This window comes from Marinifilum sp. (assembly GCF_965230805.1).
Lineage (GTDB): Bacteria > Bacteroidota > Bacteroidia > Bacteroidales > Marinifilaceae > Marinifilum.
Genome location: NZ_OZ246019.1, coordinates 2802191 through 2827377 on the forward strand (window position 1 = coordinate 2802191; position 25187 = coordinate 2827377).

Consider the following 25187-nt stretch of genomic DNA (forward strand, 5'->3'; position numbering starts at 1 on the left):
AAAAAGTAGGCACTAATTATTAAAAATGCGAAATTTCCTTTACTATTACAGAAATCATTAAAGCAATCCAGTCTAGTTTTATTACCTTTAGTCAGTTTATTTTTGTAAACATTTTTAATTCAATCCATTAATCCTCCTCAAAATAAACAACAAATCGATTTGTAATGACTGCAAGTTCTTCCGACATAAACCAAAAATTCTTCGATTCACTCCTTTATGGCAATCGTACAATTTGCTCGCAGTTGATAAAAGAACAAGTGAAGCAGGACATTGACATTAAGGATTTGTACGAAAATGTTATGAAACCCTCTCTCTACAAAATTGGAGAGTTATGGGAGCTCAACAAAATTAGTGTAGCCACTGAACATTTGGCATCTGCAATTGTTGAAGCAATTCTAAACGAACTTTACCCAGAGCTTATTACTGCTCCTAAAAAAGAGAAAAAGGCAATTGTCTTGTGTGTTGAAAATGAACAGCATCAGATTGGCATAAAAATGGTAAGCGACATTTTTGAAGCCAATGGTTGGCATTCTTATTTCTTAGGAGCAAACACACCTATTAAAGAACTCATTAAATTTGCAAAAATCACAAACCCCGATTTAATAGCCATCTCCATGAGTCTTTTTTTTCACCTACCTGTGCTTGAGAATATGATTCAAAAAATATCGGATGCAATTCCCTCCATTCAAATTCTGGTTGGTGGACAAGGATTTAAAAGAGGAGGCACTGACGCCATCAAAAAATATTCGAACACCCAATACTTACCCAATCTATTTGAATTTGATCAACATCTTAAAAAACTATCCCATGAATAAACAACAACTGCTTTCATCTGCCAATGAACTACATCAAGTAAAGCAAAACACCGCCAATGAATATCTGGAAAAATCGGAAACGCTGATCAGCAAAATCAACACTAAAATGCTGAATCGTGAGGACATCAAAAAACTAATTGGAGAAAACAATATTGGCATGATGAAAGACAATCATGCCAATCACGTTCGTTTTATACACTCCATTTTAAATCATTACAATGCCGAAGTACTGGTCGATACCATTTTGTGGGTATTCAGATCATACAGAAGCCACGGGTTTTCTGCAAACTATTGGGCTGCTCAATTAAATGCATGGATCGAAATTTTGCAAGAGGAATTAAATGAAGACAGTCGTAACGAAATTCATCCATACTACAATTGGATACTAATTAACATCCCCTCTTTTGTTGCTCTTTCCAATGAAAAATTAGAATATTCTAATCCCCAAAATTGAACCCAATATTCCAAAAGCACTTCCTAATGACAAATCAAGATATTTATTGCCTGCTTAGCAATTGGCAAGATGAAATCGATGAATCGATTTTAAAAAGCAATTCCCTATGTGCGGCCATGTTTTCCATAGATGGAAACCTACTTTTTAGCAATCCTGCATTTGGTTCGCTGCTTAAGAAAAATCCAGCTGCGTCCTTTATGAATCCAAGCTTTGATCATCTTGTTGCTCTCCCAAATCATGATGTTTTAATTTTTGATGGATATTTGACTCTTGGCTGCATGAATTCCACAATACAATCCATTTTTGTTCAAGCCTACAGAAAGGACGATAAAATTCTTATACTTGGAGGAATGAACAACCATCAAGTACTTGATCAGGTAGATAAAATGGCAGATTTGAATCGTGAAATTATCAATTTGCAGCGCGAATTGTTAAAGAAAAACAACTCGCTTGAAAGCACACTAAATGACTTGCATGAATCGAACCTTCGCTTGCAAAATGAAAAGCAAACCCGCGATAAAATTTTCTCAGTTATTGCACACGACTTAAGAAGCCCTTTTAATACCATAATTGGGTTCTCTAACATATTAATGAACAAATTTGCTTTGTTAAACAAAAATGACATTTGCGAACATGCAGGCATCATTCACGAATCTGCCAAAAATACATTGTTTTTACTCGACAATTTATTATTCTGGGCCAAATCACAAACCGGAGAAATCAAATTCTTACCCAGAGAAACCAACTTGTACGAAATTGTCGAAATATCAGCAGCCATTGCAAATCCGGCAGCAAAGTATAAAGAAATCAGCATCTCCATGCATATCCCCAGAAACATCTCGATTTATGTCGATAATCAACTGATGAATACAATCATTAGAAACCTATTGACCAATTCCATTAAATTCACAAACAGGAAGGGAAGCATTAAAATAGAAGCCAAAATAAACAAGGAGTGGGCAGAAATAATGATTTCTGACAATGGTATAGGAATGGATGAATTGACTCTTGCCAATTTGTTTACGAACTCACAAACACAAAGCATAAAAGGAACCGAAAACGAGAAAGGTTCTGGATTAGGATTAAAACTCTGCAAGGAATTTATCAAAAAACATGGTGGCAATATTTGGGCTGAAAGCGAATTAGGGGCAGGAAGTAAATTTACTTTTACGATGCCAATATGCAAGTGATTGGCATGCTAATGAAGAGGGATTAAGAAGAATACCCTCTGTAATATCTAAAAATTACTAATCAAAAGAATAAGCCAACGAAAACACATTGGAATATCGGGCTATGGATTGATCACCAACATCAGTTAAAGCATAATCCAATCGGAAATTTTTGATGTGAATGCCCAAACCCAGGTTAGGTTGAAAAGTCCAACTGCTGCTGTTATCAAAATCCGTTTCTTCCTGAAAGTTGTTTACTCCCGCACGCAAAAAAATAAACTTTTTAAACGAGGCTTCAATTCCTATGTGCGGATCGATACTTATGGGATCGCCTTGCACCAACACATTTCGTTTGCCATCGAAAGTAAGATCGGCATTGAACTCGGCAAGCAAAGCAAATTTGCTGGATAATTGAAACACTCTGCTTACCCCCAAAATCAATTTTGGTAAACTTAGCTCGGTTGAATTCTCGGGTATTTCGTTGCCTGTAATCGCAAAAACCTCTTCCAACTGATCGGTTTTAAACACCCAAGAATTAAAAGTGCTAGTGGCATCGCGTAATAGCGCCCCAAATTTCCATGATGATGTGCTATATGTGGCAGCCAAATCGATTCCAAAACCATAGGCAGAAGCAAAATCGCCTGTGTGACGATAAATCAGCTTAACATTCCCGCCCAGATTCAATCCTTTAATACCCGTTTTTCGTGCATAAGAAATTAGCAGGGCATAGTCGGCAGCAGTAAATGTAGTGATTCTATCGTATCGTAAATTTCCTTCATTATCGACGAGCTCCAATGTATTTGGGATATCATCCACACCAAAGCGAATCAAACTAAAGGCAATTACACTTTCTAAATTCAACTTTACGGCTAGTCCAGCATAATCGTAGGCAGATAATCCTCCAAAATACTCGGCATGCATGGCTGCTATATCATATTTATTATCCATTTTCACCAATGATGCAGGATTCCAATATGCCGCTTCAACATTACTTTGTGATGCAACACAAGCGTTTCCCATGGCAAATGATCGGGCACCAACTCCAATCGAGAGGAATTCGTTACTATAGGCAGGGGCTGTGGTTTGTCCCATCGACAAACCATTAAATCCTAATATTAAACAGAGTGTTAGTAATACTCGCATATTGCACATTTATAGAAACGTAAAAATAGTATGCTTTTTTTAATCTATTGCATAATTTTGTTGATTTGGAATGAATAGCAAGTGTAAACAAGTAGAATCGGAAAATTCACTTATTTTTGTGATACTAAAAACAAAGCAAAAAGCATGAGTATTGTAAAGCACATCCCAAACACCATTACATGTTTAAACTTATTTTCGGGCTGCACAGCAAGCCTACTTGCCGTTGAAGGTCATTTGGAATTGTCTGCTGCCTTTGTACTGCTAGCTGCAATTTTCGATTTTATGGATGGTTTGACCGCACGTGCTTTAAAAGCTTATTCTCCTATGGGTAAAGAACTTGACTCCCTCGCTGATATGGTAAGCTTTGGCCTCACCCCAGGTCTAATTGCTTTGGGATATTTAAAATTATCTGTTTTGGGAGATGCTTCCGCAGATTTTAATCCGCAAGAATTAAATATGGCACAAATGGCAATTCTTTTATCAGCATTTATTATTCCTGTGTTTTCGGCTCTTCGTTTGGCCAAGTTCAATGTTGATGACAGACAAACAACATCTTTTATTGGAGTACCTACACCGGCCAATGCCATGTTTTGGGCATCCATTCCATTGGTGCTTCACTTCGGCAATTATCCCACAATCCAGGAATGGATTTTAAATCCGATCATATTAATTGTAACAATCCTGATTACCTCCTTTTTGCTAACTGCTGAAATTAAAATGTTCTCTTTAAAAGTAAAAAGCCTAAGCTGGAAAGATAATAAGATCAGATATGCATTTTTAATCAGTTTAATCGCTTTAGCAATAGCATTAAAATGGCTTGTTATTCCTTTAATATTAATTGTTTACCTTTTATTTTCTATTTTAGACAATATGACTAGCAAAAAATAAAAGCTTCATTCTCTTGATTAGAATAAATCTAGATCTGTTTTTTTATCAGCAAAAAATAAAACTAATCCACTTTTACAAAACCATTCTGTCCTATTAATCGTAAAGAAGGAATATTATTTTATTACATTAATATATGAATCAGTTTTTATAAGATATAATATGGTAGTCATTTTAAGATTTTTATTACTGTTTTTTGTTGTGAGTTTTGGTTCATGCAGCTTTAACAATCAAAACAAAGAAAATGTATTAAATGATGATGAATCAATAAATGCTTTTTATGGTAATCAATTAAAAATATACCGAAAGCTGGCTGTGGAGGATTACGGTTCTTCTCGCATTGTTTTAAAACAATTACTTTATCAAATCGATACTTTATCAAACAAAACAAAAATAGCAAGTAGTTTTTACTCGACCTTGGCTACAGTAGAAAATCAAAAGTCTAATTTTAAGTTAGCAGATAGTCTTTTAAACCTGTCTTTTAAAAATGCCAGGCTCCATACAGATTCATCCATATACTGCCTTCTGTATTTTAATCAGGCAACCATGTTTTGGTATAGAAGCAAATATGAAGAAGCCGAGAAAACCTATCTGAAATCATTAAAAATTGGGAAAACATACAAGGATAGCATACACCGATTGCCGAGTATGATTAATCTGGGAAGTTTATTAATTAATTACAACAAGCCAAATAAAGGTGCCGAATATCTTGAAAAAGCTTTGGCGCTATGTACAAAGAAAGAGCATTTGCCAAACAAAGCAGTCATATGTAATAACCTTGGCATTACTTATGAAAGAAGAGGCAATTTGGCTTTGGCTATGAAGTATTACAAGCAAAGCTTACAAATACTGGATAGCATCAATTCCAAAAGGAATTATCTTCATCCGCTTAATAATTTGGCTAATATTTATTCGAATCTTGGAATGGATTCTTTAGCTATGGTAAACTACAATACAGTTTGCAAAATTGCTCATAAGCAAAAAAACAAAAAGCTGGAAGCTACTGGTTTTATCAATATAGGCAAATCAAACTTTGATCAAGGGGATATTGAATCGGCTGTTGATTATTTGTTAAAGGCAACAAAAATACTAGAAGGCCTAAATCCCTCGTCTTTGCTAGCTTTATCTTATAATTTACTTGGTTCAATCGATCAAGAATTGGGCAACTATAAGCAGGCATACACTTGGTATCAAAAATCAATTAAAATTAGCAAATCATTAGAGGATATTCACAATTTAAACAGTTGTAAGGTCAACCTTGGGCAATTGTATCTTGATCAGGAAAAACATCTGCAAGCAGCTGAAATTGCAACTGAAACATATCATTCAACATCCGAGAATCCAAACTTAAAACTAACATATAAAAGTGCGTTAATTGCTGGCAAGGCTTACAAAAAATTAAAGCAAAATAAAAAAGCGGTTAAATTTTACGACTTATATTCAAAATATTTTACCCAATACTCCGACACAATTAATGCAAAGCAAAATAAAAATTTTGCATATGCATACGAATTACAAAAAAAAGAAGCTAAAAACATCGAACTACAACTGCAACAAGAATTACATAAGCAGGAGCTTATTGCTAAAGAATCTTTAATTGGCAAACAACGAACACTAATTATATCTGGTATTATTGTGGTTTTATTACTTGTGATTATTGCTATTATATATATACTTAGCACTAACAATAACCAGAAAACCAACCTTTTATTACAAGCCAAAAATCAAGAAATTAACCAAAAGAACAAAGAATTAGAAAAAGATAATGAATTCAAGAATAATTTATTCTCTATTGTATCTCATGATATTAAAAGCCCTTTACTATCGCTTCATAATTTTCTGAACCTATTAGAAATGGGTGAGATTAAAACCGAAGAAATACAAGAACATATTCACGAAACCTTATCAAAAAACGAAGCTACCTTAAATATGATTGAAGATTTGTTGCTATGGACAAAACAACAAATGCATGATACGAAATGCCCATTCATTAAGGTCTGTTTTTCCGATATTTTACAAGAAGTTTTAAATCTGTTTAATTCTGTTTCAAAAGAGAAAAACATCTCAATTGATTCTAATATCACTAAAGACATTTGTCTCTCTACAGATCCTAATGTACTTAAGTTGATACTCAGAAATCTGATTTCAAATTCGATTAAATTTACACCTGAAAATGGTAGCATTCACATCGGAATAGATCCTTCCCAACCAGAACTCACCTTTTTTGTGAAAGATACTGGCAAAGGCATTCCGTTAAAAGACCAAAACAAAATATTGGATCTTAACTCAACTCATACTTCTTTAGGATTGAACAAAGAAAAAGGCAATGGGCTTGGCTTAAAGCTTTGTAAATTTTTTATTGAAAAAAATGGTGGTAAGATTTGGTTTAAAAGCAATCCAGATCAAGGCACTACTTTTTACGTAAAATACCTTAGTCATGAAAATGATTTGATAAACCAATAACGCGATATCCACCCTACTGTTTATAAAATGACACTTTTCTGGATCTTAATTTGTTAATTAGTTGATCCTTAAGAATGTCCCATATTATTGATAATCAGCATTTAATTGCGAATAACCTTTGTTTTAAGAATAGTTTAATTGCAAGGTTATTAGTAAATTGGGTAAAAATCTTGCAGAAATAATGAAAGGAACATTACCTAATCAGAATCAACGGAACTTATTCCGACCTATTCTAAAAGATATTATTAACCCTAATCATGAACTGATAATTTTATCAAAGCGTATTGATTGGCAATATTTTGAAGATAGCTTTAGTCCATTGTATTCACATACAGGTCAACCAGGTATTCCAATACGCACCATGGTTGGTCTGTTGTTACTAAAAAGGATCTATAATTTAGGTGATGAAACGGTTATGGTACAATGGGTTCAAAATCCATATTACCAGTACTTTTGTGGAGAAGCAGAGTTTCAATGGGAACCACCATGTGATCCTTCAGACATGGTTCATTTTCGAAAACGTATCGGAGAAGAGGGAGCAGAAAAAATATTGGAAGTATCTATTCACACCAGAAAAGATGAAATCAGAAGTACCAATGACGTTCCGATAGACACAACAGCCCAGGAAAAAAACATAAGCTATCCAACGGATGCCAAACTACTGATAAAAGTGATTAAACGATGCAACAAAATTGCCAAAGAGCAGGGAATTGATCAACGTCAGAATTACAAAAGAACAATGAAAAAACTGTTGCTAAAACAACGCTTTGCTCATCATCCAAAACGTAAGAAAGAAGCAACAGCTGCGCTACGAAAATTGCGAACTATAGCAGGACGATTGGTTCGGGAACTGGAACGAAAACTCAGTGAAGATGCTTTGAAACAATACCAGGAGATTCTAAAGAATTGTAACAAAATTGTAGTTCAAAAGAGAAATGACAAGAACAAAATTTACAGTTTACATGAACCCGAAACGGCTTGCATAGCAAAAGGAAAAGCTCATAAAAAGTTTGAATTTGGATCAAAAGTATCTTTCGCTGTAATGCCGGGAGTAAATATTATAGTTGGCATCAAAAATTTTAATGGTAATCCCAATGACACATCAACACTTGAACCTGCATTGGAAAATATTGAGAAGATAAGTAAGATAAAGTTTAAAAATGCTATTGTGGATCGAGGTTACAAAGGAAAAAAGATGTTACGTGGCACCTGTATTGTAACGCCAAGACCACCTTCTTCAAGGCAGCCTTATTCAAAAGACACAATGCGTAAGAAGTGCAGATCCAGAGCTGCTGTTGAACCTGTAATTGGACATACAAAACATGGTAACCGAATGATCAGAAATTATCTGAAAGGAATTGTTGGTAACTCTGTTAATGCAAACTTGGCTGCTGCAGGATATAACTTCAAAGCATTACTGCGAAGAATCAAAGAGCACATTCTTTGGACATTAATTTTTCTGGGAAGTAAGTACAAAATCCCAGAAAAATTAATTTATAAATTGACTTAGTAAGGATCGACTAATTATAAGATGCTAACATCTGGCTATATAACGCCCTTAATTGAACATACAGATATTTCGAAAAGCAAGTGTTTTTTATGGTAAAACCAGCTCTTCACTGCAAGTTACTTTTAGCTACATGTTTTGAAAGCATAAATTTTGCCATATCATCAGGCATCTTTACCTATTTGGTTTTTGGACAATCCTCAACCTGAAATGATTCTGGAAGTTTTACACTAATAACAACTGATTGAGAGCATTGGTAATTAACGTGAGTTCGACGTAAAATTCTATCCACAGAAAGTTATATTTGCGATAGATTTGCATTAAAAATTTGGAAAGAATAGCGGGCTATTTTGAGGAATTTTTAATGTGAAGATGTCGTAAAGAGAACTTTCCATTATGTGTTTGCCTGCTTTCGGCATAAATTTCCTCTTGAGTTCCGCACTTTTTTCAGGCAAAAAGATTTAAGTCGCACTATTACAGGGTTATAAGTTCTTTTTAGTTGGATGTTTGGGTGTCCCAGGCTTATATTTGCACTATGTTTGTGAGAAAAAAGAAGAACAATAGTGGTGTTGTCAGTGTGCAAGTCATTGATAAAAGCTCTGGAAAATACAAAGTGCTTAAAACTATCGGCAGTTCTTGTTCTGATACTGAAATAGAAACTCTTTACCAACAAGGACTTGATTATATCTCGCATTATGAAGGTCAACAATCTTTTGATTTTACAGTACAGGATTTCAAGGAAACCGTCAAACAAAGCATACGAAACATTTCAATTGAAGGTGTCCACCTGTTACTTGGCAGGATTTATAATGAAATTGGATTTGACACTGTTTGTAACGACCTTCTAAAACAATTAGTACTGGTTCGACTGTCACACCCGGCAAGTAAGTTAAAAACGACTCAGTATTTACACAGATACTTTTCGATAAATATAAAAGAAGACAGGATATACAGGTATTTGGATAAAGTCTATTCTGATCACAAAGAAACGCTTCAGCAAATTAGTTATCATCACACCAAAAAGATACTTGGCGGTATCATCAGGGTTGTTTTCTACGATGTTACAACAATTTATTTTCAAATTGATGATGAAGATGATTTAAGAAAACGAGGCTTTTCCAAAGAAGGAAAACACCAGAATCCGCAAATCGTATTGGGGCTACTTGTTGGTATTGAAGGCTATCCGTTAGCATATGAAATTCATGAAGGCAACAAGTTTGAAGGCCATACAATGCTTCCCATTATTGATGTTTTTAAAGACAAATATGATCTGGATAAGCTAGTTGTTATAGCTGATTCCGGCTTACTCTCATCTTCTAATGTCAAAGAACTTCAGGAGAAAGGTTATGAGTTTATTCTTGGCGCACGCATTAAAAATGAAAGCAAGGCGATTAAAGAAGAAATACTCGCTCTGAATCTCAAAGATAAATCCAGTGCAATTATTCCCAGAACCGATGGAACAAACTTAATTGTCGGATATACTGACAGAAGGGCTAAAAAGGACAGGCATAATAGGGAAAGGGGGCTGATGAAGTTGGAGCAAAGGATCAAATCAGGTAAGCTGACCAAGTCATCGATAAACAATAGAGGATACAATAAGTATTTACAACTGGAAGGAGATATAACTATCAGAATCAATCATGGAAAATTTGAAGAGGATGCAGCATGGGATGGACTGAAAGGTTACATGACCAATACAACACTTTCAAAGGAAGAAATCATCAATAATTATGGCCAGCTATGGAAAATCGAGAAAGCCTTTAGGGTTGCAAAGCATGACCTGAAGATCAGACCAATCTACCATAGACTGCAAAAAAGGATTCAGGCGCATATCACCATCAATTTTGTAACCTATAAAGTTTACAAAGAACTTGAGAGGCAACTGAAGTTAAAAACAGACAAAATGAGTCCCGAAAAAGCCATCGACATCGCCAAATCAATCTATGCAATCGAAATCTCAGATCCCAAAACTGGCAACACTTTTAAAGAAACTCTACTTCTAAATGATGAACAAAAACATCTAGCTAAATTATTTGATTTCTAATTTGGGTGTCCCAGTGCGGAACTCAGGAGGAGTTGGGAGAATATCCCTAATTTGCTTAAAATGTGATAAAAAAAGCACTCCATTTAATGTGAAGTGCTTTTGATCTAATTTATGATGCGACTTTACTCATTTACAGTAAATCCTACCGTCTCAATTTTTTGAGCAATTTCTTCACGTTTAACTTTGTCTTTTTCCACCTTTATGGTGACTTTATTGTTTTTATAAGAGGCTTTTACCTCTTTTACTCCGTCCACTTCCTTAAGGCCGTTTACAACAGATTTTTCGCAGCCTGTGCAAGTCATGCCCGTTACATTAAATTCTATCTCTTGGTAATCTACTACCTGCGAACTTGTTGCTTCATCAGTTTTTTCTGATTTTTTTGTGCTCGACTGACATGCTGCAAATAATCCTACAGCCAATATCAGAATTAATAACTTTTTCATCATATTTTGGTTTGGTTCACAATAAAAATAAGAAGTCTGCTTATAAAAATCTAGTAAAGAGTGAATAATAACAATTTGATAACAAGTTCTTACAGGTAAAATTTGTCTATGCTGATCATGATCATCACCAATAAAAAGTATAGATTGAGCCTAAGAAAAAGTTTTCTGGTATGAGATCTTTCTTCTTTTTTAAGCAGTATAAAACTGTTCGGAACAATCCACATGGATAGTATTAGTAAGGTCCAAATTAAAATCTGAGAAGAAATTACCTGAAAAGTAGGCAGCAGCAGAGCCACAACTATAGTTGCCAGCATCCAAACTAAGGTAATTTTTCTAATTTGATTGAATGTAAATAGATCAGTTAAAACTTTAAAACCTGCTTTTTTGTAATCATCGCCATACAACATGAGTAGAAGCCAGAAATGAGGTATTTGTCCTATAAAGAAGAAAAAGGCTAGTGCCAGAATGGGAGGCGCCATTAAATCACCTCCTGCTGCAATCCATCCAATCCAGGGAGGAAATGCCCCGCTTAAAGCACCGGGAACCACTGCAAAGGCTGTAAACTGCTTTAATGGGGTATATACAAGGTTGTACCAGAAAATTGAGAGAATTGCAATCCATAAGCTTGTAATGTTGCCTCCACAGGCTAGAAATCCACATCCTGTTAATAAAAATAAGGCACTCCAACGTACTGCTTCAGAAATGCTAATTTTTCCCGACGGTATAGGCCTGAATTTTGTTCTGTTCATTAAAGCATCCTTTTTGCACTCTTGCACATGATTTAAAGCTGAAGCACCCATTACAATCAAAAATATGCCAAATACTACATCGAACATTTGCCATGATATTTCAGGCGTATAAAGAATGAATCCTGTAAAACAGGACATGGCAATAGGAATAGCTATTTTAACTTTTCCTAACTCCAGTAATACTGATGCTTTTGATTGTATATTCATGTTTATAGTGCGAATCAAGGTCCCCAAAAAACCTTGTATTAAAAGAATTAGCTTTCATGTTATGAACATTGAATAGAGTAACAAAATGCTATTAGCTGCATACTATGTGACTAATGGCTTTTAGTTATTTGTTCTCGCTAAGTGTTCTCATAAACTCAATAATTTCTCCAATATCCTCTTCGGTAAGTTCGTTTTTATAGGAGAGCATTAAACCTTTCTGATAGCCATCCACAATATCATCGTTAGGATTGTAGATAGAATTTAAAATGTAAGCGCTATCGACTAAGACCTCTCTTTTTTCTTTGCCGGTTTTAACAAGTTCTTTACTACCATACAAACCTTTCCAGGTTGGACCAACTAATTTCGAACCATCGATCGAATGACAGGCCAAACAACCATTTTTCTTTACAATGGATAAACCTAATGCACCAGGTTTATCAGAAATTAAAGTGACGGTTTGAGTAGTATCAATATACCAAGTATCAAATTTTTCTTGTGGCATTACAATTACCGATGTTTGCATATAAGAATGTCGCAATCCGCAATATTCTGTACAGAACAAATCGAATTCTCCTTCACGACCTGGTATAAACCACATCATGTGCTCCTGGCCTGGTACTACATCTTGTTTTAAACGAAATGCCGGAATGTAAACACTATGTAGTACATCCAATGCAATTAAATCCAATTTAATGGCGCGGCCGATTGGCACGTAAAGCGTATCGGTTGTTTTGCCATTTTCGTATTCGAATTGCCAATTCCACATTCTACCAATGGTTTTGATTTCGAAGGCGTCTTCAGGAACTTCCTTCATGGGTTTGTAACCCATCCAGCCATAGTAAAACATTACCATTACCAAGGCAGTTGGAATCACAGTCCAAAGTATTTCCAGACTCACACTTCCGTGGATTTGTGTTGCTTTCGGATTTTTCGATTTTCGATATCGAAAAACGAAGTATATCATGACAACTGTAATGGCAACAAGGAAAAATAGAATGATTCCTAAAATCACCATAAAAGAGGTGTCAACACCTTTTACAAAATTTGAAGCATCGGCTATTCCTTTCGAAAACATAAGCTATCGGTATAAGTAATCCATGAATGTAATAACTATCACACAGGCAAGTAGCAAAAACACACTTGCTACCATAATGCCATAAAATTTCTTGTCGAATTTTAAGTGCATAAAAATCAGCAATACTAAAATTGACTTGATGCTTGCCAGCAGCAGTGCCATTGTAACTGTAAAGGGGCCTAAATCGATTTCTGTAACTGCTACGGATATAAATGTCATAAACAGCAATGCGATTAAGACATATATGTAGGTTTTGTATTTTACGATGTGAGTATGTTGGTCTTTTTCCATAATGCTTGATTTAGGTGATGAGATAAAATAAAGGGAAAAGGAAAATCCAGATTAAATCGACAAGGTGCCAGTAGAGTCCACTGTTTTCGAGAATAATAAAGTTATCATGCACAACTTTACCTTTAATCACCAAATGCATAACGTAACCAATAAAAGCCATTCCAATAAGGATGTGAAGGGCGTGCAATCCTGTCATGGCATAGTACAGTCCAAAAAATAACAGTTCACCGCGACTTGCTTCTTGCAATGTCATATTTCCTGGATAGATGCCATGAGAGATTTTTCCACTCCATTCAAAGTATTTGTTCACCATAAAGGCCAGAGCCAACAGAAGGGTAATACCCATTAATATCAGTGTAAGCTTTTTGTTTTTGTATTGAATGGCACTAACCGACATGGCAATGGTCATACTACTTACCAGAAGAATAACGGTATTGATTGTGCCTAACGTAGTGTCTAGCTCTTCGGCTGCCAAATGAAAAGCAAGCGGATTTAAATATCTGTAAACCGAATAGGCAATGAATAGTCCACCAAAAAGCAGAAGTTCGGTGAAAATGAAAATCCACATTCCGGTTTTAGCACCTTCATCGTCTCTATGTTCGTCTATGTGTACCTGATGATCATTCATATCCGTAAGGGTGTTTGGTTACTGTTGGAATTTCTTCAAAATTTTCAAGACTAGGAGGACTGGCTATGGTCCATTCCAAAGTTTTGCCTTTCCAAGGATCCGCTTCGGCAGGTTCTCCATATTTGGCAGATCGCACAAGGTTCGTGATAATGATGATTAAGCCGGATATCATTAGTAAAGCACCTAACGATGACACGATATTTGGTCCATGGAATTCATCCACATAGTCGTAATATCTTCGAGGCATACCTGTCATTCCCAAATAAAACATTGGAAGGTAAAGAATGTTGAATCCTGTAAAGAAAATGGCCAAGCCGATATTCGCCCATGATTTGTCGTACATCCGCCCGAACATTTTAGGATACCAGTAATGAATGGCACCGAAAAAAGCATAACCTGTTCCACCAAATACAATAAAATGAAAGTGAGCAACAACAAAGGCGGTATCATGCAAATGAACATTGGTTGATAAGGCTCCCAGAACCATTCCCGATAATCCTCCAACCATAAACACAAACAAAAAGCAGAGAGCCCATAAAAAAGGAGTTTGAATATCGATGGAAGCCTTGTGCAGGGTTGCTACCCAGTTAAAGATTTTAATGGCACTTGGTATGGCCACAAAAAATGTCAGAATGGAGAAAGTGTACAATGCAGTACCACTCATTCCCGAGGTAAACATGTGATGCCCCCATACAAAGTACCCTACAAAAGCAATGGCCAGGGTCGATACCACGATTGCCTTGTATCCGAAGATGGTTTTACGGGCAAAGGTTGGAATGATTTCAGAAATCACTCCCATGGCAGGCAGGATCATAATGTATACAGCGGGATGAGAATAAATCCAGAACAAGTGCTGATATAAGATTGGATCGCCACCTAATGCAGGATCGAAAAATCCGATCTGCATGGTTCTTTCCAGTACAATCATTAAAAGGGTAACTCCTACAATTGGTGTGGCAAGTACCTGTATCCAAGATGTGCCGTAAAGTGCCCATGGGAACAATGGCATTTTCATCCATGACATACCCGGGGCACGCATTCTGTGTATGGTTACAATAAAGTTAATACCTGTGGCAATGGATGAGAAGCCCAAAACAAATGCACCCGTAACCGCAGGCAACATATTGGTGCCGGTTCTAAAACTGTACGGAGCATAGAATGTCCATCCGGTATCTGGTGGTCCATCGCCTAAAAATTGAGCAGACAAGGCAATAAATGCCCCAACAATGTAAATCCACCAGGAAAGAAGATTGAGTTTGGGGAATGCTACATCTTTTGCACCTATCATGATCGGCAGAAAGAAATTCCCAAAAACTGCAGGTAATCCAGGTACCACAATCAGGAATATCATTGTAATGCCATGTAGCGTAAAGAAACTGTTGTAGGTTTGAGCATCCATAATAGTTTTACCTGGAGCGATAAGCTCAATTTTCATGGCAAGTCCAAGCAAGGCTGCAACACTAAACAATACTAACATGCTGTACAAATAGAGTAGACCAATGCGTTTGTGGTCTGTCGAGAAAATCCAGGCAAACAATCCTTTGAATCGACCTTTGTATTCAAGGTAACTTACCTCGGTGTGCTGATTTACGGTTTCTGACATATTGTATAGGTATTAATTTATTTACTTATTTAAGTACGAATTACAATGATTACACAGTTTGATGTGTGAATAAATCCAATTAAAATTTGATTCGTAGCAATTTGAGAAATTCGTTCTTAACTATTTTTTCGTTTTGGCCTTCTAACTATCAGCAGCAGGAAAATGATGATTCCCATTGCAAGTATAATTGTACCTGTAATCTTTGTAATATTTAAAACATAGGCCTGTCCTACAGGATCGTATGAATAACAATACTGTAATATCTTATTGATGGTGGGTCCGGCTTGTCCTTTCGAGGCTTCGAGTATGGCCAGTTTGAATTCGAATGGTAAAAAGTAGGTTCCATTCAGGTAACGTGTAATTTTACCATCAGGGCTTAAAACAATAACTGTTGCAGCGTGAGTGTAATCGTTCCCTGCTTTTTTGTATCGAAAGCCCATGCTTTTTGTTGCTTTTGCAATGTTGATACTATCAGCGGTAAAGAATTTCCAGCCTTCCTCAGTGTTTTTTCCTTTTACAAGGGATTTATAATTGTTTTTCTTCTTAATGGCCAAATCAATGGTCTCGCTTGGATCAAAGCTAATGGTAAGAATTTGGTAATCTTCTGATAGGTTTAAATCACTTTTTTCGACGACTTCGGCTAGTCCATCCATTAAGGGACTGCAAATTCCAGGGCAACGGTAGTATACAAATATTAAAGCAGTAGGTTTATCAATCTGTTCTTTCAGGTTCACCAATTTTCCAGCTTCGTTTGTTAGCATGATATCTGCTGGAATGTAATCGTCGAGATGCTCGATTATACCAATTTCAAAATCGTAATATAATTCTTTGGCGTTTTGGCTAAGCGAAATAAAAGATTGAAGAAGAATGGCAAGGCAAATAGCAAATTTAAACTTCATAGTTATTCCTCCAATTTTAGGGTTTAGGAGAGAAAATCGGTAAATATCCAATAAAATTATTCTCGTCCGGTTAAGTGGTTGTATATAAATATATAAAATAATTTTGTGGTTATTTATGCTTAACTTTCTTTTTTTACGACACTTAGCTATTTAGATTGTAGTTTTATTTTAATAATATTACCTGATGTAACTGTTTTAATAGACTTACCAAAAGAGGGAGATTTATGAAAGGTTTAAACTTAATACTTGTCTTTTTCTATATTATATCCATATTATCTTGTGGCCATTCTAATACCAAAAAGAAAGTAACTACTAGCGATTCTGCAACGATTACTGCCAAAGATTTAGAAAAAGGAGCAAGTTTGTATCGGGCGAAATGTATGAACTGTCATATGAAATCGGGGAAAGGAATTGAAAAATTCTACCCTCCATTGGCTGATTCTGATTACCTGAGGGAGAACTTGGAAGAGGCCATTTACATGGTGAAATATGGGAGTAATAAGCCCATCAAGGTAAATGGAATAAAATACAATAGTTTAATGCCAGCATCGGGTTTAACCGATGAGGAACTTGTTCTTGTTTTTAATTACATTTTAAATTCTTGGGGGAACGATTATGGAAGCATTAAGCTTGAGCAGGTAGAGGCAATAAAACGAAAATAAAAAAAAGACCATTCCTTTGGGATGATCTCTTTTGAGAATAGTTAGCTTATGCTGCTTCTTACTCTAAAATGTTCTTTTCTAAGTTTTTTTATCGATAAGACTTTAATTTCTACTTCTCCTGTTTTTTCATCAATTTTTCGAACGGCTATTTTGCTTCTTTTTTGATGATCCGGATAATGACAGGATTTATACTTTTTGCCACTACCGCAGTAACATTTCTCATTACGTTCCATTTTTACGTAGTAGAATGCTTCCTCCTTAGTTGAATTGAAGAAGCTTAAAAAACTATCAAGAATTTTCTTCATTGCGACTTACTTTATATTTAGGATTACATTTTGGGTTCTGTTAAGTTACTGTTTATCCTAATTCGAAGCAAATGAAATTGTAATACAAGTATTTATGCGAATAAAGTCTCCTTTTTTGACCTAATGAACATGAGTTCGACGTAAAATTCGTTCACCGTTTGATCTGATTTTGAGTAGAAATTTTATCAAATTTTCGAAGGAATATAGGGATATTTCAAGAAGATTTGAGGAAATTTATGCCTAAAGCAGGCAAACACATAATGGAAAGTTCTCTTTATGACATCTTCACATTAAAAATTCCTCAAAATAGCCCGCTATTCTTTCCAAATTTTTAATACAAATCTATCCCAAATATAACTTTCTGTGGATAGAATTTTACGTCGAGCTCACGTTAATGAGTGTATTCTGCGTTAGATATCTTGCCATACCGATGTGTATGCCTCTATTTCTTGTCTTGATTGGATTCAAAATTATCAAAAACAATCCGGGACTCATTTCTGTTTATAATTTCTTCTATTGGTCAGATGGAAGCCGCAAGATTAAAAGAATCATTAACATGTAGGTTTAATAATTATTTTAACCATTTTAGTTGCATAATAAAAACTGGAATAATTGCACTTTGTAAGGAAAGCAAGTAGTTGGGCATAATAGGTAATTAAGTCTGAAGTTGAAATGGTTGGAAAAATTAACTTTATAAGTTGCTTGCACAAATTATTCTTCTTCCGAAAAGTATGCTGTGTAGGCTTACAATGAACATTTTATTTTCGAGAAGCATGCAGTGTAAACTTGCAAAGTATGTTCTACCCAAATAAAGTTTGCCGTGTAAGCTTGCAATCAGCATTTTTCTTTCGTAAAAGTATGGGGTGTACGCTTGCAAAATATGTTCGACCAATTTAAAATGAACTTTGCGAGCGTGCAAAGGCTATTTTTTTTCGTAAAGGTATGCCGTGGAAGCTTACGCATGCTCGACCAATTTTACATGTGCCGTGTAAGCTTGCATGGCACACTTTTCTTCTTTTTACTAATCATTTTGATTCATAATTGGTATAGCATTCAAGAATTTTTAGCTTCAGTCAAAATATCAACTCCATTTAAATCCAAAGAACTTAGTTCTCGAAATGATTTGTTATTCCCATTTATTTTGTAAATGATCATTGCCTGGCATAGGTTTTCTAAATTACCCCCAGCCAAGAAATGAGCTTCCAGGAATGGACGATCCAAATCTAAATTGGCTTTCTTTGCTTCAATTAGACATCGCACTATAATGGCCGGAGGTACTTTTCTAAATCTCATAAAAGCTAAGTGAATTAATGAAATCCGGACCCCTGATAATCTTGCTGAAAAGTATAAAGCTATTGGTAGAAAGAACATTAAAATATAGAATGCTATAATTGCCAATAATATATAAAATACGATTTCCATTTAATGTATACATTTAACCGTGAATTCCAAGAATTTGTCCCCCATCAATACTGATGGTCTGACCAGTGATATAGCCTGAAGAAGGTGAGAGGAGCCACACTGCCAGTTGACCCAAATCATCTGGGTTTCCCATTTTTTTCATACGAATGCCAAGTGCTATTTTATCTTTGGCTTGCTTGGCGGTGATGTTTTCTTGTTCAGCTTTTTTATCCAATAAGCGATTAATTGCGGGAGTTTCATGATAACCCGGTCCAATAATATTTAGGGTAACACCCGAATCTGCGATTTCTTGCGATAGGGTTTTTACAAAACCAACAACCGAAAGTCTCAGAGAGGTACTCAAAACCAAATTATCGATAGGCTGTTTAACGGATGCACTCTCCAGAAAAACCATTCTTCCGTATGACTCTTTCATCATCAGAGGGACCAATGTTTGAGTCAGTTCCACTTTCCAGCGCAGTAATAGTTGGTAGGCATTGTCCCAATCCTCAATTTTGGTTTCCAATGTTTTCATTGGGGGAGGACCTCCGGCATTTACAAATGCACCAGATAGCTTTCTTTCGCCTATCTGCTTTTTCAAAAGGTGTATGTTTTTTGGCTCGGTAATATCTGCGCAAAGCGATTCTACTGAATCTGGATATTGTTTTTCCAGTTGATTTAGTTTCTCGCTACCTCGGGCAATGGCAATTACTTTGGCTCCGTCCTGAACCAAATACTTTAATACGGCAGCACCAAATCCTGATGTTGCACCACAAACTACAAATAGTTGATCTTTAATATGTAAATCCATAAAGAAATAAATTTAGGATGAATATCTACTAAAAATAACTTTTTCTTTTCGGATTTTGTTGAAGAATACAGAGGTTAGGAGCATTTTAACGGAAAAACTCATTAATCACTTGAAGAAATACAAATATCATGGGGGAAACCAATAGAAGTGCATCAAAACGATCTAACAGTCCACCATGTCCTGGAATAATTGTACCCGAATCTTTAATGTTAATGCTTCGTTTCAGTAAGGATTCTACCAAATCACCCATCGATCCAAATGCTACAACAATAGCTCCTGTTATGATCCATTCAATTGTTGTTAAGTCTTTTGTGTATAGTGAAATCAGGTAGGCAATTGCTATTGTAATTATTGCCCCTCCAATACTTCCTTCCCATGATTTTTTAGGAGAAATCCTTTCGAACAGACGATGCTTCCCTAGATTAATACCAACCAAATAAGCACCGGTATCATTAGCCCAAATAAGAACGAATACTCCCATTAAGATCTCCCAATGAAATTCATTATCTTGAAAAGGAAAGGCTAGGAAATTTAAAAGTGAGAAGGGAAGAGCGATATATAGTATGCCCATAAAGGTATATGCTATGTTGCCAAAAGGATTTTCCTTCTTGCGATACATCTCAAAAATGGGAATTACTACCAATGATGGTACAAAAAGTGCAAATAATGAAGAATTATTAAAATATTTATAAACAAAGCAAGAAGTAAACAGGAGCGCTGCTCCTATTAATCCTGTAGTAATTTGAGGAACGCAATCGTGTTTTTGAATCAGCTTGTAGAATTCGTAACTAGCCAGAAGTGTAATGCCCAAAAATATCACGAAAAATGAAATGGGATGAATAACGATTCCTGTTACCAGTACAACTACGAATATGAGGCCGAATAATGCTCTTGTTAAAAAGTTTCTCACTTGAGATAAATTAATATTTTTTGATGCAAGGCATCAAATTGTTCTGTTAGTGTTTCAGCCCTCAAAAGTAGTGTTTTTTCATGACTTATTTCAGTAACATCTTCTGAGATATGAATTTTACAACATGCGAATAGCTGTTTGTCAGCGGAACTATTGGTTGTGTCAAAAAAAGAAAAAGCTGAATTACCGTGGGTAATTCAGCTTTTAAATATTCTAAAAAGTCAACTTATACTGCTTTACTTTCGTTATCTTCTTTTGGATTTTTTTCTGATGTTGAAGGAACAATTTTCTTTTCCTCTTCATTTTCTTTCCCAAAGTCTCTTTTCCCAAAAATCTCTTCCAGATCTTCACTAAAGATCACCTCACGTTCCAAAAGAAGTTCTGCCAGTTTATTATGACACTCTTCATTATCTCGAAGTACTTTCTTAGCTCTTTCGTAGCTATTTTCAATCAAGGATTTAACCTCTTGATCAATCAGTTCAGCTGTTTTCTCGCTGTATGGTTTCGAGAATGAATAATCAGACTGACCTGAAGAATCGTAATAGCTAACATTCCCCACCTTATCACTCATACCGAAGATTGAAACCATGGCAATTGCTTGCTTGGTTACTTTCTCCAAATCGTTTTGCGCACCTGTTGATATTTTGCCAAAAGTAATTTCTTCGGCAGCTCTACCACCCAGAGTAGAACACATTTCGTCAAGCAATTGCTCTTTGGTTGTAATACTTCTCTCCTCAGGAAGATACCAAGCAGCACCAAGAGCTTTCCCTCGCGGAACAATGGTAACCTTCACCAAAGGGTGAGCATGTTCAAGCAACCAAGAAATTGTTGCATGACCCGCTTCGTGATAAGCTATCGTCTTTTTTTCTTCTATTGAGATGATCTTATTTTTCTTCTCCAAGCCACCAATAATACGGTCGATGGCATCAAGGAAATCTTGTTTCTCGATAATGTCCTTTTTCTTTCTTGCTGCAATCAAAGCCGACTCATTGCATACATTGGCAATATCGGCTCCCGAGAATCCCGGAGTTTGTTTGGCAAGAAATTCCTGATCAATTTTTGGATCAAGTTTCAATGGTTTCAAATGAACATTGAAAATTTCTCTACGCTCATTTAAATCTGGCAATTCTACATGGATCTGACGATCGAAACGTCCCGCACGCATTAGGGCACGGTCAAGAATGTCGGCACGGTTGGTAGCCGCCAAAATAATAACACCTGAATTGGTGTCGAAACCATCCATTTCTGTTAGCAGCTGGTTTAAGGTATTCTCGCGCTCATCATTTGAGCCCATATTTGGGTTTTTACCGCGAGCACGACCAATTGCATCAATCTCATCGATAAATACAATACACGGGGCTTTTTCTTTGGCTTGTTTGAACAAATCGCGAACACGACTTGCACCAACACCCACAAACATCTCAACAAAATCGGAGCCCGACATACTAAAGAATGGAACATTCGCCTCACCGGCAACAGCTTTTGCCAACAAGGTTTTACCAGTTCCCGGAGGCCCCACAAGCAATGCACCCTTAGGAATTTTACCACCTAATTTTGTGTATCGTTGTGGATGTTTCAGGAATTCCACAATCTCTTCTACTTCTTGCTTGGCTTCTGCCAGACCAGCAACATCATTAAAGTTTATATTGATATTTGATTCCTTATCGAAAACTTTTGCTTTTGACTTGCCAACATTAAAGATGTTACCACCTCCGCCACCGCCACCGGCACCACGACTCATTCTTCGGAATACATAGAACCATATACCAATAATCAGTGCAAAGGGAAGTATCCACATAATAAAATCACCAAAAGGATTTTCCTGTGTTGTATATTCAGGTTCAACCCTATCAAATTCTGAGATTTTTTCTTGGGCTTTATCTAACTGTTCCGCAAATTGCTCAATAGAACCAATTGGGAATGTGTAATGAGGTCCCGCCTTGGAAGGGGAGTCAAAACTAGATTCGAAAAGATCCGGATATTTGTCTAAGCTTTCTTCTCTCAGGTAAACATTTACCTCTAAAAGGTTTCTGACTACCACAATTCGATCCACATCCTGGTTGCGAATCATTTCATTTTTAACCTTTTGCCAGCGGGTTTCTTTAGGACTTTGTCCTAGATCCAACAAATTAAGTGCAATAAAGGCTACTGCAATTAAACCATAAATCCAATAAGCATTGAATTTTGGAGGCTTAATCATGTTGTTTCCATTTTTACCTTTTGAAAAAGGAGATTTATTTTGATTATTCTTCTCTGTCATTCTTTTTAGTTAAAGGTTATTGATTTGGCTGAGGATCCTCAATTCGGGTTACCGGAGCATCGGCCCATAAGCTTTCCAGCTTATAAAAGTCTCTATATTTTTTTTGAAAAACATGAACCACTACATCGGCATAATCCAATAGAATCCATTGAGCATTTTGTAGTCCTTCTTTTTTCCATACTTTTTCGTTTACTTCTTCTCTCACGTAATCTTCAACGGAATCAGTAAGTCCCATTACATGGGTATTCGAAGTTCCGTTACAGATTATAAAATATTTACAGACTGAGTTGTCAATTTTCCTCAAGTCTATTTTTACGATATCTTCAGCCTTCTTATTTTGCAACCCTTCAATAATAGCCTCAACAAGGTCTTCCGAGTTGTATTCTTGCTTTTTTGTCATATTTTAATTTTACTTACAAAGATAATTTTTTTTCATTCTCAATAACTTCCTTTTCTACATTGCTTAAAGAAAGGATGATTATTTGCATTTCTTCATTTTATCAGATCTTAAAATGTGCAGCAATACAATTTAATCTTTCTTTCTATTTTTGTACCTTCTGATTTTTACAATTACTAAAGATAGTAATTCTGTAAATCATATTCTAACAAGCAATTACATGCAGAAAAAATTATTTACTTCCCAATCGATTATACGTAAAAACAAGATAAATTCCACAAATAATTTTGCTTTGGAATTGTTAAAATCTAGAAATCCTGCCGCCGGGACTGTCGTTTTGACATTAAATCAGACAAAAGGCCGCGGTCAACAAACAAATTCTTGGGAAAGTGAAAGTGGCAAAAACCTTACCATTAGTATCATACTAAGGCCAGAATTTCTTCCAATAACACAACAATTTCACATTTCCATGTTGATTTCGCTTGGTGTATACGATTATTTGTGTAACTACTTGGAGAATGTTTCCATAAAATGGCCTAATGATATTTATGTGGGGGACAAGAAAATTGCAGGCATATTGATTGAGAATTCTATTATGGGATCAGTTTTGAGTACATCGGTATGTGGCATTGGTCTTAATGTCAATCAAAGCAAATTTATTTCTGATGCTCCTAATCCAATATCACTATTAAATTGTACAGGTAAAGAGTATGATCTGGAAACTGAATTAGAGAAGTTGTTGATTTGTATTGAGAAAAGATATTATCAATTAAAGAATGATTTTTTCATGCAAATGGAGAAGGATTATCTGGATAAATTGTATTGGCATAATGAGGATCACTCTTTTGAGGATGAGAATGGATTGTTTACAGGAAGAATAGTTGGTATTAGCAATTGGGGGCAATTACGAATTGAAGCAGAAGAAGGTGAGAGAATCTATAATTTTAAAGAGGTGAGCTTTATTAAATAACGTGAGTTCGACGTAAAATTCGTTCACAGTTTGATCTGATTTTGAGTAGAAATTTTCTTAAATTTTCGAAGGAATATCGGGATGTTTCAAGAAGATTTAAGGAAATTTATGCCGAAAGCAGGCAAACACATAATGGAAAGTTCTCTTTACGACATCTTCACATTAAAAATTCCTCAAAATAGCCCGCTATTCTTTCCAAATTTTTAATGCAAATCTATCGTAAATATAACTTTCTGTGGATAGAATTTTACGTCGAACTCACGTTAAATAGGCACAACAGCTGTATCAAACTTATCTGTTAAGCAAGGTGCTTTTGTTTTAAAATCTTCCTAGTAAAATAAGCATTGGAATCAACAGAAATGCTTAGCTCTGACAAACAATACCAGCATTAGTACGAAACATTTTAGACTCATTTCACCTGATTATATTTTTTTCTATTTGTCAGATGGAAATCACAAGATCAGAATAATCATTACCGTATAGGTTTAACAATCATTTTAATCATGCTCGTTTCATAATAAAACTGGCATTATTGCAGATTTAAGAGATGCTATTTCTTATAGGTCAATTCTGCCTGTGCAACATTTTAATGCTTAATCCTTTTTGGGTCGACCAACCTTCTTTATCGGTTAAGCTGATAAAAAAATGGTAATCTCCTTCATCCAATAATACACCTTCATTTTCAGAAGGAATGGAAATAGATATATTTGTTTCATATTCTTTCAATCCTGTGGGGATGGAATAATCTTCTATATAAACAAAGGGAATAACAGGTTCTTTTACCGGATCCAAATCGCATTCAGTAACTTCTGTACTGTGGGAATGATGATCGAAATTGTTGTGAATATCAATACTGTATGAACCCAATTCAACATTATCCGAGAATCTTAGTTTTAACACAAATGTTTCCCCAAAATATATGGTCTCGCAATTCTTTGGGAATGCATCTTCAAAATTAATATCAATTGTTGGTTTTGTTGTATCCACCTCACTGTCGTCGCTACAGGCTGTTGCAAGTAATACGAAAAATGCGATTAGAAGAATTAGATTTTTCTTTTTCATATCAATGAAATTAGAAAAAAGCCAGCAGGAGTAT

24 protein-coding genes are annotated in these 25187 nt (G+C 35.6%); 9 read left to right on the forward strand and 15 right to left on the reverse strand.

All coding sequences use genetic code 11. The features are described from left to right. Positions 1-164: 164 nt before the first annotated feature. From ACO05S_RS11205 to ACO05S_RS11215, 3 genes are read left to right on the forward strand one after another with little or no spacing between them, the layout of a single operon-like run. Positions 165-815, forward strand: coding sequence for a cobalamin B12-binding domain-containing protein (locus tag ACO05S_RS11205; protein WP_421918103.1), 651 nt, complete (start codon positions 165-167; stop codon positions 813-815). Continuing rightward, a complete protein-coding gene (locus ACO05S_RS11210) occupies positions 808-1269 on the forward strand; it encodes a hypothetical protein (protein WP_421918104.1) in 462 nt (153 codons plus the stop codon). The genes ACO05S_RS11205 and ACO05S_RS11210 overlap by 8 nt, the downstream gene beginning before the upstream one ends. Positions 1270-1295: 26 nt before the next feature. Beyond that, positions 1296-2459, forward strand: coding sequence for a sensor histidine kinase (locus ACO05S_RS11215; protein WP_421918105.1), 1164 nt, complete (start codon positions 1296-1298; stop codon positions 2457-2459). 57 nt (positions 2460-2516) lie between these two features. Here ACO05S_RS11215 and ACO05S_RS11220 read toward each other — a convergent pair whose 3' ends face one another. Beyond that, positions 2517-3581, reverse strand: coding sequence for a PorV/PorQ family protein (locus ACO05S_RS11220; RefSeq protein WP_421918106.1), 1065 nt, complete (start codon positions 3579-3581; stop codon positions 2517-2519). Positions 3582-3725: 144 nt separating this feature from the next. Between ACO05S_RS11220 and ACO05S_RS11225 the strand changes: the two genes are divergently transcribed. The 4 genes from ACO05S_RS11225 to ACO05S_RS11240 all read left to right on the forward strand — a co-directional run bounded on the left by ACO05S_RS11225 (position 3726) and on the right by ACO05S_RS11240 (position 10480). Then, on the forward strand, positions 3726-4469 hold the full coding sequence (locus tag ACO05S_RS11225) for a CDP-alcohol phosphatidyltransferase family protein (RefSeq protein ID WP_421918107.1): 744 nt from the start codon (positions 3726-3728) through the stop codon (positions 4467-4469). Positions 4470-4628: 159 nt separating this feature from the next. After that, positions 4629-6929: a tetratricopeptide repeat protein gene (locus tag ACO05S_RS11230; protein ID WP_421918108.1), complete on the forward strand. Its 2301-nt coding sequence runs from the start codon at positions 4629-4631 to the stop codon at positions 6927-6929. 181 nt (positions 6930-7110) lie between these two features. Next, the gene (locus ACO05S_RS11235) at positions 7111-8439 is read left to right on the forward strand and encodes an IS5 family transposase (protein WP_421918109.1); all 1329 of its coding nucleotides are present in this window, start codon (positions 7111-7113) and stop codon (positions 8437-8439) included. Between the two features lie 532 nt (positions 8440-8971). Further along, positions 8972-10480: an IS1634 family transposase gene (locus ACO05S_RS11240; protein WP_421918110.1), complete on the forward strand. Its 1509-nt coding sequence runs from the start codon at positions 8972-8974 to the stop codon at positions 10478-10480. Between the two features lie 122 nt (positions 10481-10602). On the opposite strand, the gene ACO05S_RS11245 is transcribed toward ACO05S_RS11240, so the two are convergent. The 7 genes from ACO05S_RS11245 to ACO05S_RS11275 form a co-directional block, all read right to left on the reverse strand. Then, a complete protein-coding gene (locus ACO05S_RS11245; protein ID WP_421918111.1) occupies positions 10603-10923 on the reverse strand; it encodes a cation transporter in 321 nt (106 codons plus the stop codon). Positions 10924-11012: 89 nt separating this feature from the next. Then, entirely contained in the window at positions 11013-11879 is an 867-nt protein-coding gene (locus tag ACO05S_RS11250; RefSeq protein ID WP_421918112.1) for a protoheme IX farnesyltransferase, read from the reverse strand. Positions 11880-12003: 124 nt separating this feature from the next. Beyond that, positions 12004-12954: a cytochrome c oxidase subunit II gene (gene coxB, locus ACO05S_RS11255; RefSeq protein WP_421918113.1), complete on the reverse strand. Its 951-nt coding sequence runs from the start codon at positions 12952-12954 to the stop codon at positions 12004-12006. Positions 12955-12957: 3 nt separating this feature from the next. Further along, positions 12958-13245 (reverse strand): cytochrome C oxidase subunit IV family protein, encoded by a 288-nt coding sequence (locus tag ACO05S_RS11260; RefSeq protein ID WP_421918114.1) that lies wholly within the window; start codon positions 13243-13245, stop codon positions 12958-12960. 10 nt (positions 13246-13255) lie between these two features. Further along, the gene (locus ACO05S_RS11265; RefSeq protein WP_421918115.1) at positions 13256-13873 is read right to left on the reverse strand and encodes a cytochrome c oxidase subunit 3 family protein; all 618 of its coding nucleotides are present in this window, start codon (positions 13871-13873) and stop codon (positions 13256-13258) included. Then, positions 13866-15476 (reverse strand): cytochrome c oxidase subunit I, encoded by a 1611-nt coding sequence (locus ACO05S_RS11270; protein WP_421918116.1) that lies wholly within the window; start codon positions 15474-15476, stop codon positions 13866-13868. The genes ACO05S_RS11265 and ACO05S_RS11270 overlap by 8 nt, the downstream gene beginning before the upstream one ends. A 116-nt stretch (positions 15477-15592) precedes the next feature. Continuing rightward, the gene (locus tag ACO05S_RS11275) at positions 15593-16375 is read right to left on the reverse strand and encodes an SCO family protein (protein ID WP_421918117.1); all 783 of its coding nucleotides are present in this window, start codon (positions 16373-16375) and stop codon (positions 15593-15595) included. A 224-nt stretch (positions 16376-16599) separates the two neighbouring features. Between ACO05S_RS11275 and ACO05S_RS11280 the strand changes: the two genes are divergently transcribed. Continuing rightward, a complete protein-coding gene (locus tag ACO05S_RS11280; protein WP_421918118.1) occupies positions 16600-17037 on the forward strand; it encodes a c-type cytochrome in 438 nt (145 codons plus the stop codon). Between the two features lie 41 nt (positions 17038-17078). On the opposite strand, the gene ACO05S_RS11285 is transcribed toward ACO05S_RS11280, so the two are convergent. From ACO05S_RS11285 to rsfS, 6 genes are all read right to left on the reverse strand, one after another. Then, positions 17079-17342, reverse strand: coding sequence for an SEC-C metal-binding domain-containing protein (locus tag ACO05S_RS11285; protein ID WP_421918119.1), 264 nt, complete (start codon positions 17340-17342; stop codon positions 17079-17081). 1053 nt (positions 17343-18395) lie between these two features. Further along, complete coding sequence (locus ACO05S_RS11290; RefSeq protein ID WP_421918120.1) at positions 18396-18764, reverse strand: flotillin-like FloA family protein; 369 nt, start codon at positions 18762-18764, stop codon at positions 18396-18398. A gap of 13 nt (positions 18765-18777) precedes the next feature. After that, positions 18778-19554 carry an SDR family oxidoreductase gene (locus ACO05S_RS11295; RefSeq protein ID WP_421918121.1) on the reverse strand — a complete coding sequence of 259 codons (777 nt, stop codon included), beginning with the start codon at positions 19552-19554 and terminating at the stop codon, positions 18778-18780. Between the two features lie 85 nt (positions 19555-19639). Then, positions 19640-20464: a phosphatidate cytidylyltransferase gene (locus ACO05S_RS11300; RefSeq protein WP_421918122.1), complete on the reverse strand. Its 825-nt coding sequence runs from the start codon at positions 20462-20464 to the stop codon at positions 19640-19642. Positions 20465-20690: 226 nt separating this feature from the next. Continuing rightward, positions 20691-22724: an ATP-dependent zinc metalloprotease FtsH gene (gene ftsH / locus ACO05S_RS11305; protein WP_421918123.1), complete on the reverse strand. Its 2034-nt coding sequence runs from the start codon at positions 22722-22724 to the stop codon at positions 20691-20693. 16 nt (positions 22725-22740) lie between these two features. Next, positions 22741-23124 carry a ribosome silencing factor gene (gene rsfS, locus ACO05S_RS11310; RefSeq protein WP_421918124.1) on the reverse strand — a complete coding sequence of 128 codons (384 nt, stop codon included), beginning with the start codon at positions 23122-23124 and terminating at the stop codon, positions 22741-22743. Positions 23125-23341: 217 nt separating this feature from the next. Here rsfS and ACO05S_RS11315 point away from each other — a divergent pair, with 217 nt between their 5' ends. Further along, on the forward strand, positions 23342-24091 hold the full coding sequence (locus tag ACO05S_RS11315; protein ID WP_421918125.1) for a biotin--[acetyl-CoA-carboxylase] ligase: 750 nt from the start codon (positions 23342-23344) through the stop codon (positions 24089-24091). A gap of 564 nt (positions 24092-24655) precedes the next feature. Here the strand turns inward: ACO05S_RS11315 and ACO05S_RS11320 are convergent. Continuing rightward, positions 24656-25153 (reverse strand): DUF4625 domain-containing protein, encoded by a 498-nt coding sequence (locus ACO05S_RS11320; RefSeq protein WP_421918126.1) that lies wholly within the window; start codon positions 25151-25153, stop codon positions 24656-24658. Positions 25154-25187 lie beyond the last annotated feature (34 nt).

Coding starts and splice junctions, on each gene's coding strand:
- ACO05S_RS11245 (WP_421918111.1), bottom strand. CDS start 10,923: ATGAAAAAGTTATTAATTCTGATATTGGCTGTAGGATTATTTGCAGCA.
- ACO05S_RS11320 (WP_421918126.1), bottom strand. CDS start 25,153: ATGAAAAAGAAAAATCTAATTCTTCTAATCGCATTTTTCGTATTACTT.
- ACO05S_RS11205 (WP_421918103.1), top strand. CDS start 165: ATGACTGCAAGTTCTTCCGACATAAACCAAAAATTCTTCGATTCACTC.
- ACO05S_RS11215 (WP_421918105.1), top strand. CDS start 1,296: ATGACAAATCAAGATATTTATTGCCTGCTTAGCAATTGGCAAGATGAA.
- ACO05S_RS11280 (WP_421918118.1), top strand. CDS start 16,600: ATGAAAGGTTTAAACTTAATACTTGTCTTTTTCTATATTATATCCATA.
- ACO05S_RS11270 (WP_421918116.1), bottom strand. CDS start 15,476: ATGTCAGAAACCGTAAATCAGCACACCGAGGTAAGTTACCTTGAATAC.
- ACO05S_RS11240 (WP_421918110.1), top strand. CDS start 8,972: ATGTTTGTGAGAAAAAAGAAGAACAATAGTGGTGTTGTCAGTGTGCAA.
- coxB (WP_421918113.1), bottom strand. CDS start 12,954: ATGTTTTCGAAAGGAATAGCCGATGCTTCAAATTTTGTAAAAGGTGTT.
- ACO05S_RS11295 (WP_421918121.1), bottom strand. CDS start 19,554: ATGGATTTACATATTAAAGATCAACTATTTGTAGTTTGTGGTGCAACA.
- ACO05S_RS11220 (WP_421918106.1), bottom strand. CDS start 3,581: ATGCGAGTATTACTAACACTCTGTTTAATATTAGGATTTAATGGTTTG.
- ACO05S_RS11235 (WP_421918109.1), top strand. CDS start 7,111: ATGAAAGGAACATTACCTAATCAGAATCAACGGAACTTATTCCGACCT.
- ACO05S_RS11210 (WP_421918104.1), top strand. CDS start 808: ATGAATAAACAACAACTGCTTTCATCTGCCAATGAACTACATCAAGTA.
- ftsH (WP_421918123.1), bottom strand. CDS start 22,724: ATGACAGAGAAGAATAATCAAAATAAATCTCCTTTTTCAAAAGGTAAA.
- ACO05S_RS11275 (WP_421918117.1), bottom strand. CDS start 16,375: ATGAAGTTTAAATTTGCTATTTGCCTTGCCATTCTTCTTCAATCTTTT.
- ACO05S_RS11230 (WP_421918108.1), top strand. CDS start 4,629: ATGGTAGTCATTTTAAGATTTTTATTACTGTTTTTTGTTGTGAGTTTT.
- ACO05S_RS11250 (WP_421918112.1), bottom strand. CDS start 11,879: ATGAATATACAATCAAAAGCATCAGTATTACTGGAGTTAGGAAAAGTT.
- ACO05S_RS11315 (WP_421918125.1), top strand. CDS start 23,342: ATGCAGAAAAAATTATTTACTTCCCAATCGATTATACGTAAAAACAAG.
- rsfS (WP_421918124.1), bottom strand. CDS start 23,124: ATGACAAAAAAGCAAGAATACAACTCGGAAGACCTTGTTGAGGCTATT.
- ACO05S_RS11285 (WP_421918119.1), bottom strand. CDS start 17,342: ATGAAGAAAATTCTTGATAGTTTTTTAAGCTTCTTCAATTCAACTAAG.
- ACO05S_RS11225 (WP_421918107.1), top strand. CDS start 3,726: ATGAGTATTGTAAAGCACATCCCAAACACCATTACATGTTTAAACTTA.
- ACO05S_RS11265 (WP_421918115.1), bottom strand. CDS start 13,873: ATGAATGATCATCAGGTACACATAGACGAACATAGAGACGATGAAGGT.
- ACO05S_RS11260 (WP_421918114.1), bottom strand. CDS start 13,245: ATGGAAAAAGACCAACATACTCACATCGTAAAATACAAAACCTACATA.
- ACO05S_RS11290 (WP_421918120.1), bottom strand. CDS start 18,764: ATGGAAATCGTATTTTATATATTATTGGCAATTATAGCATTCTATATT.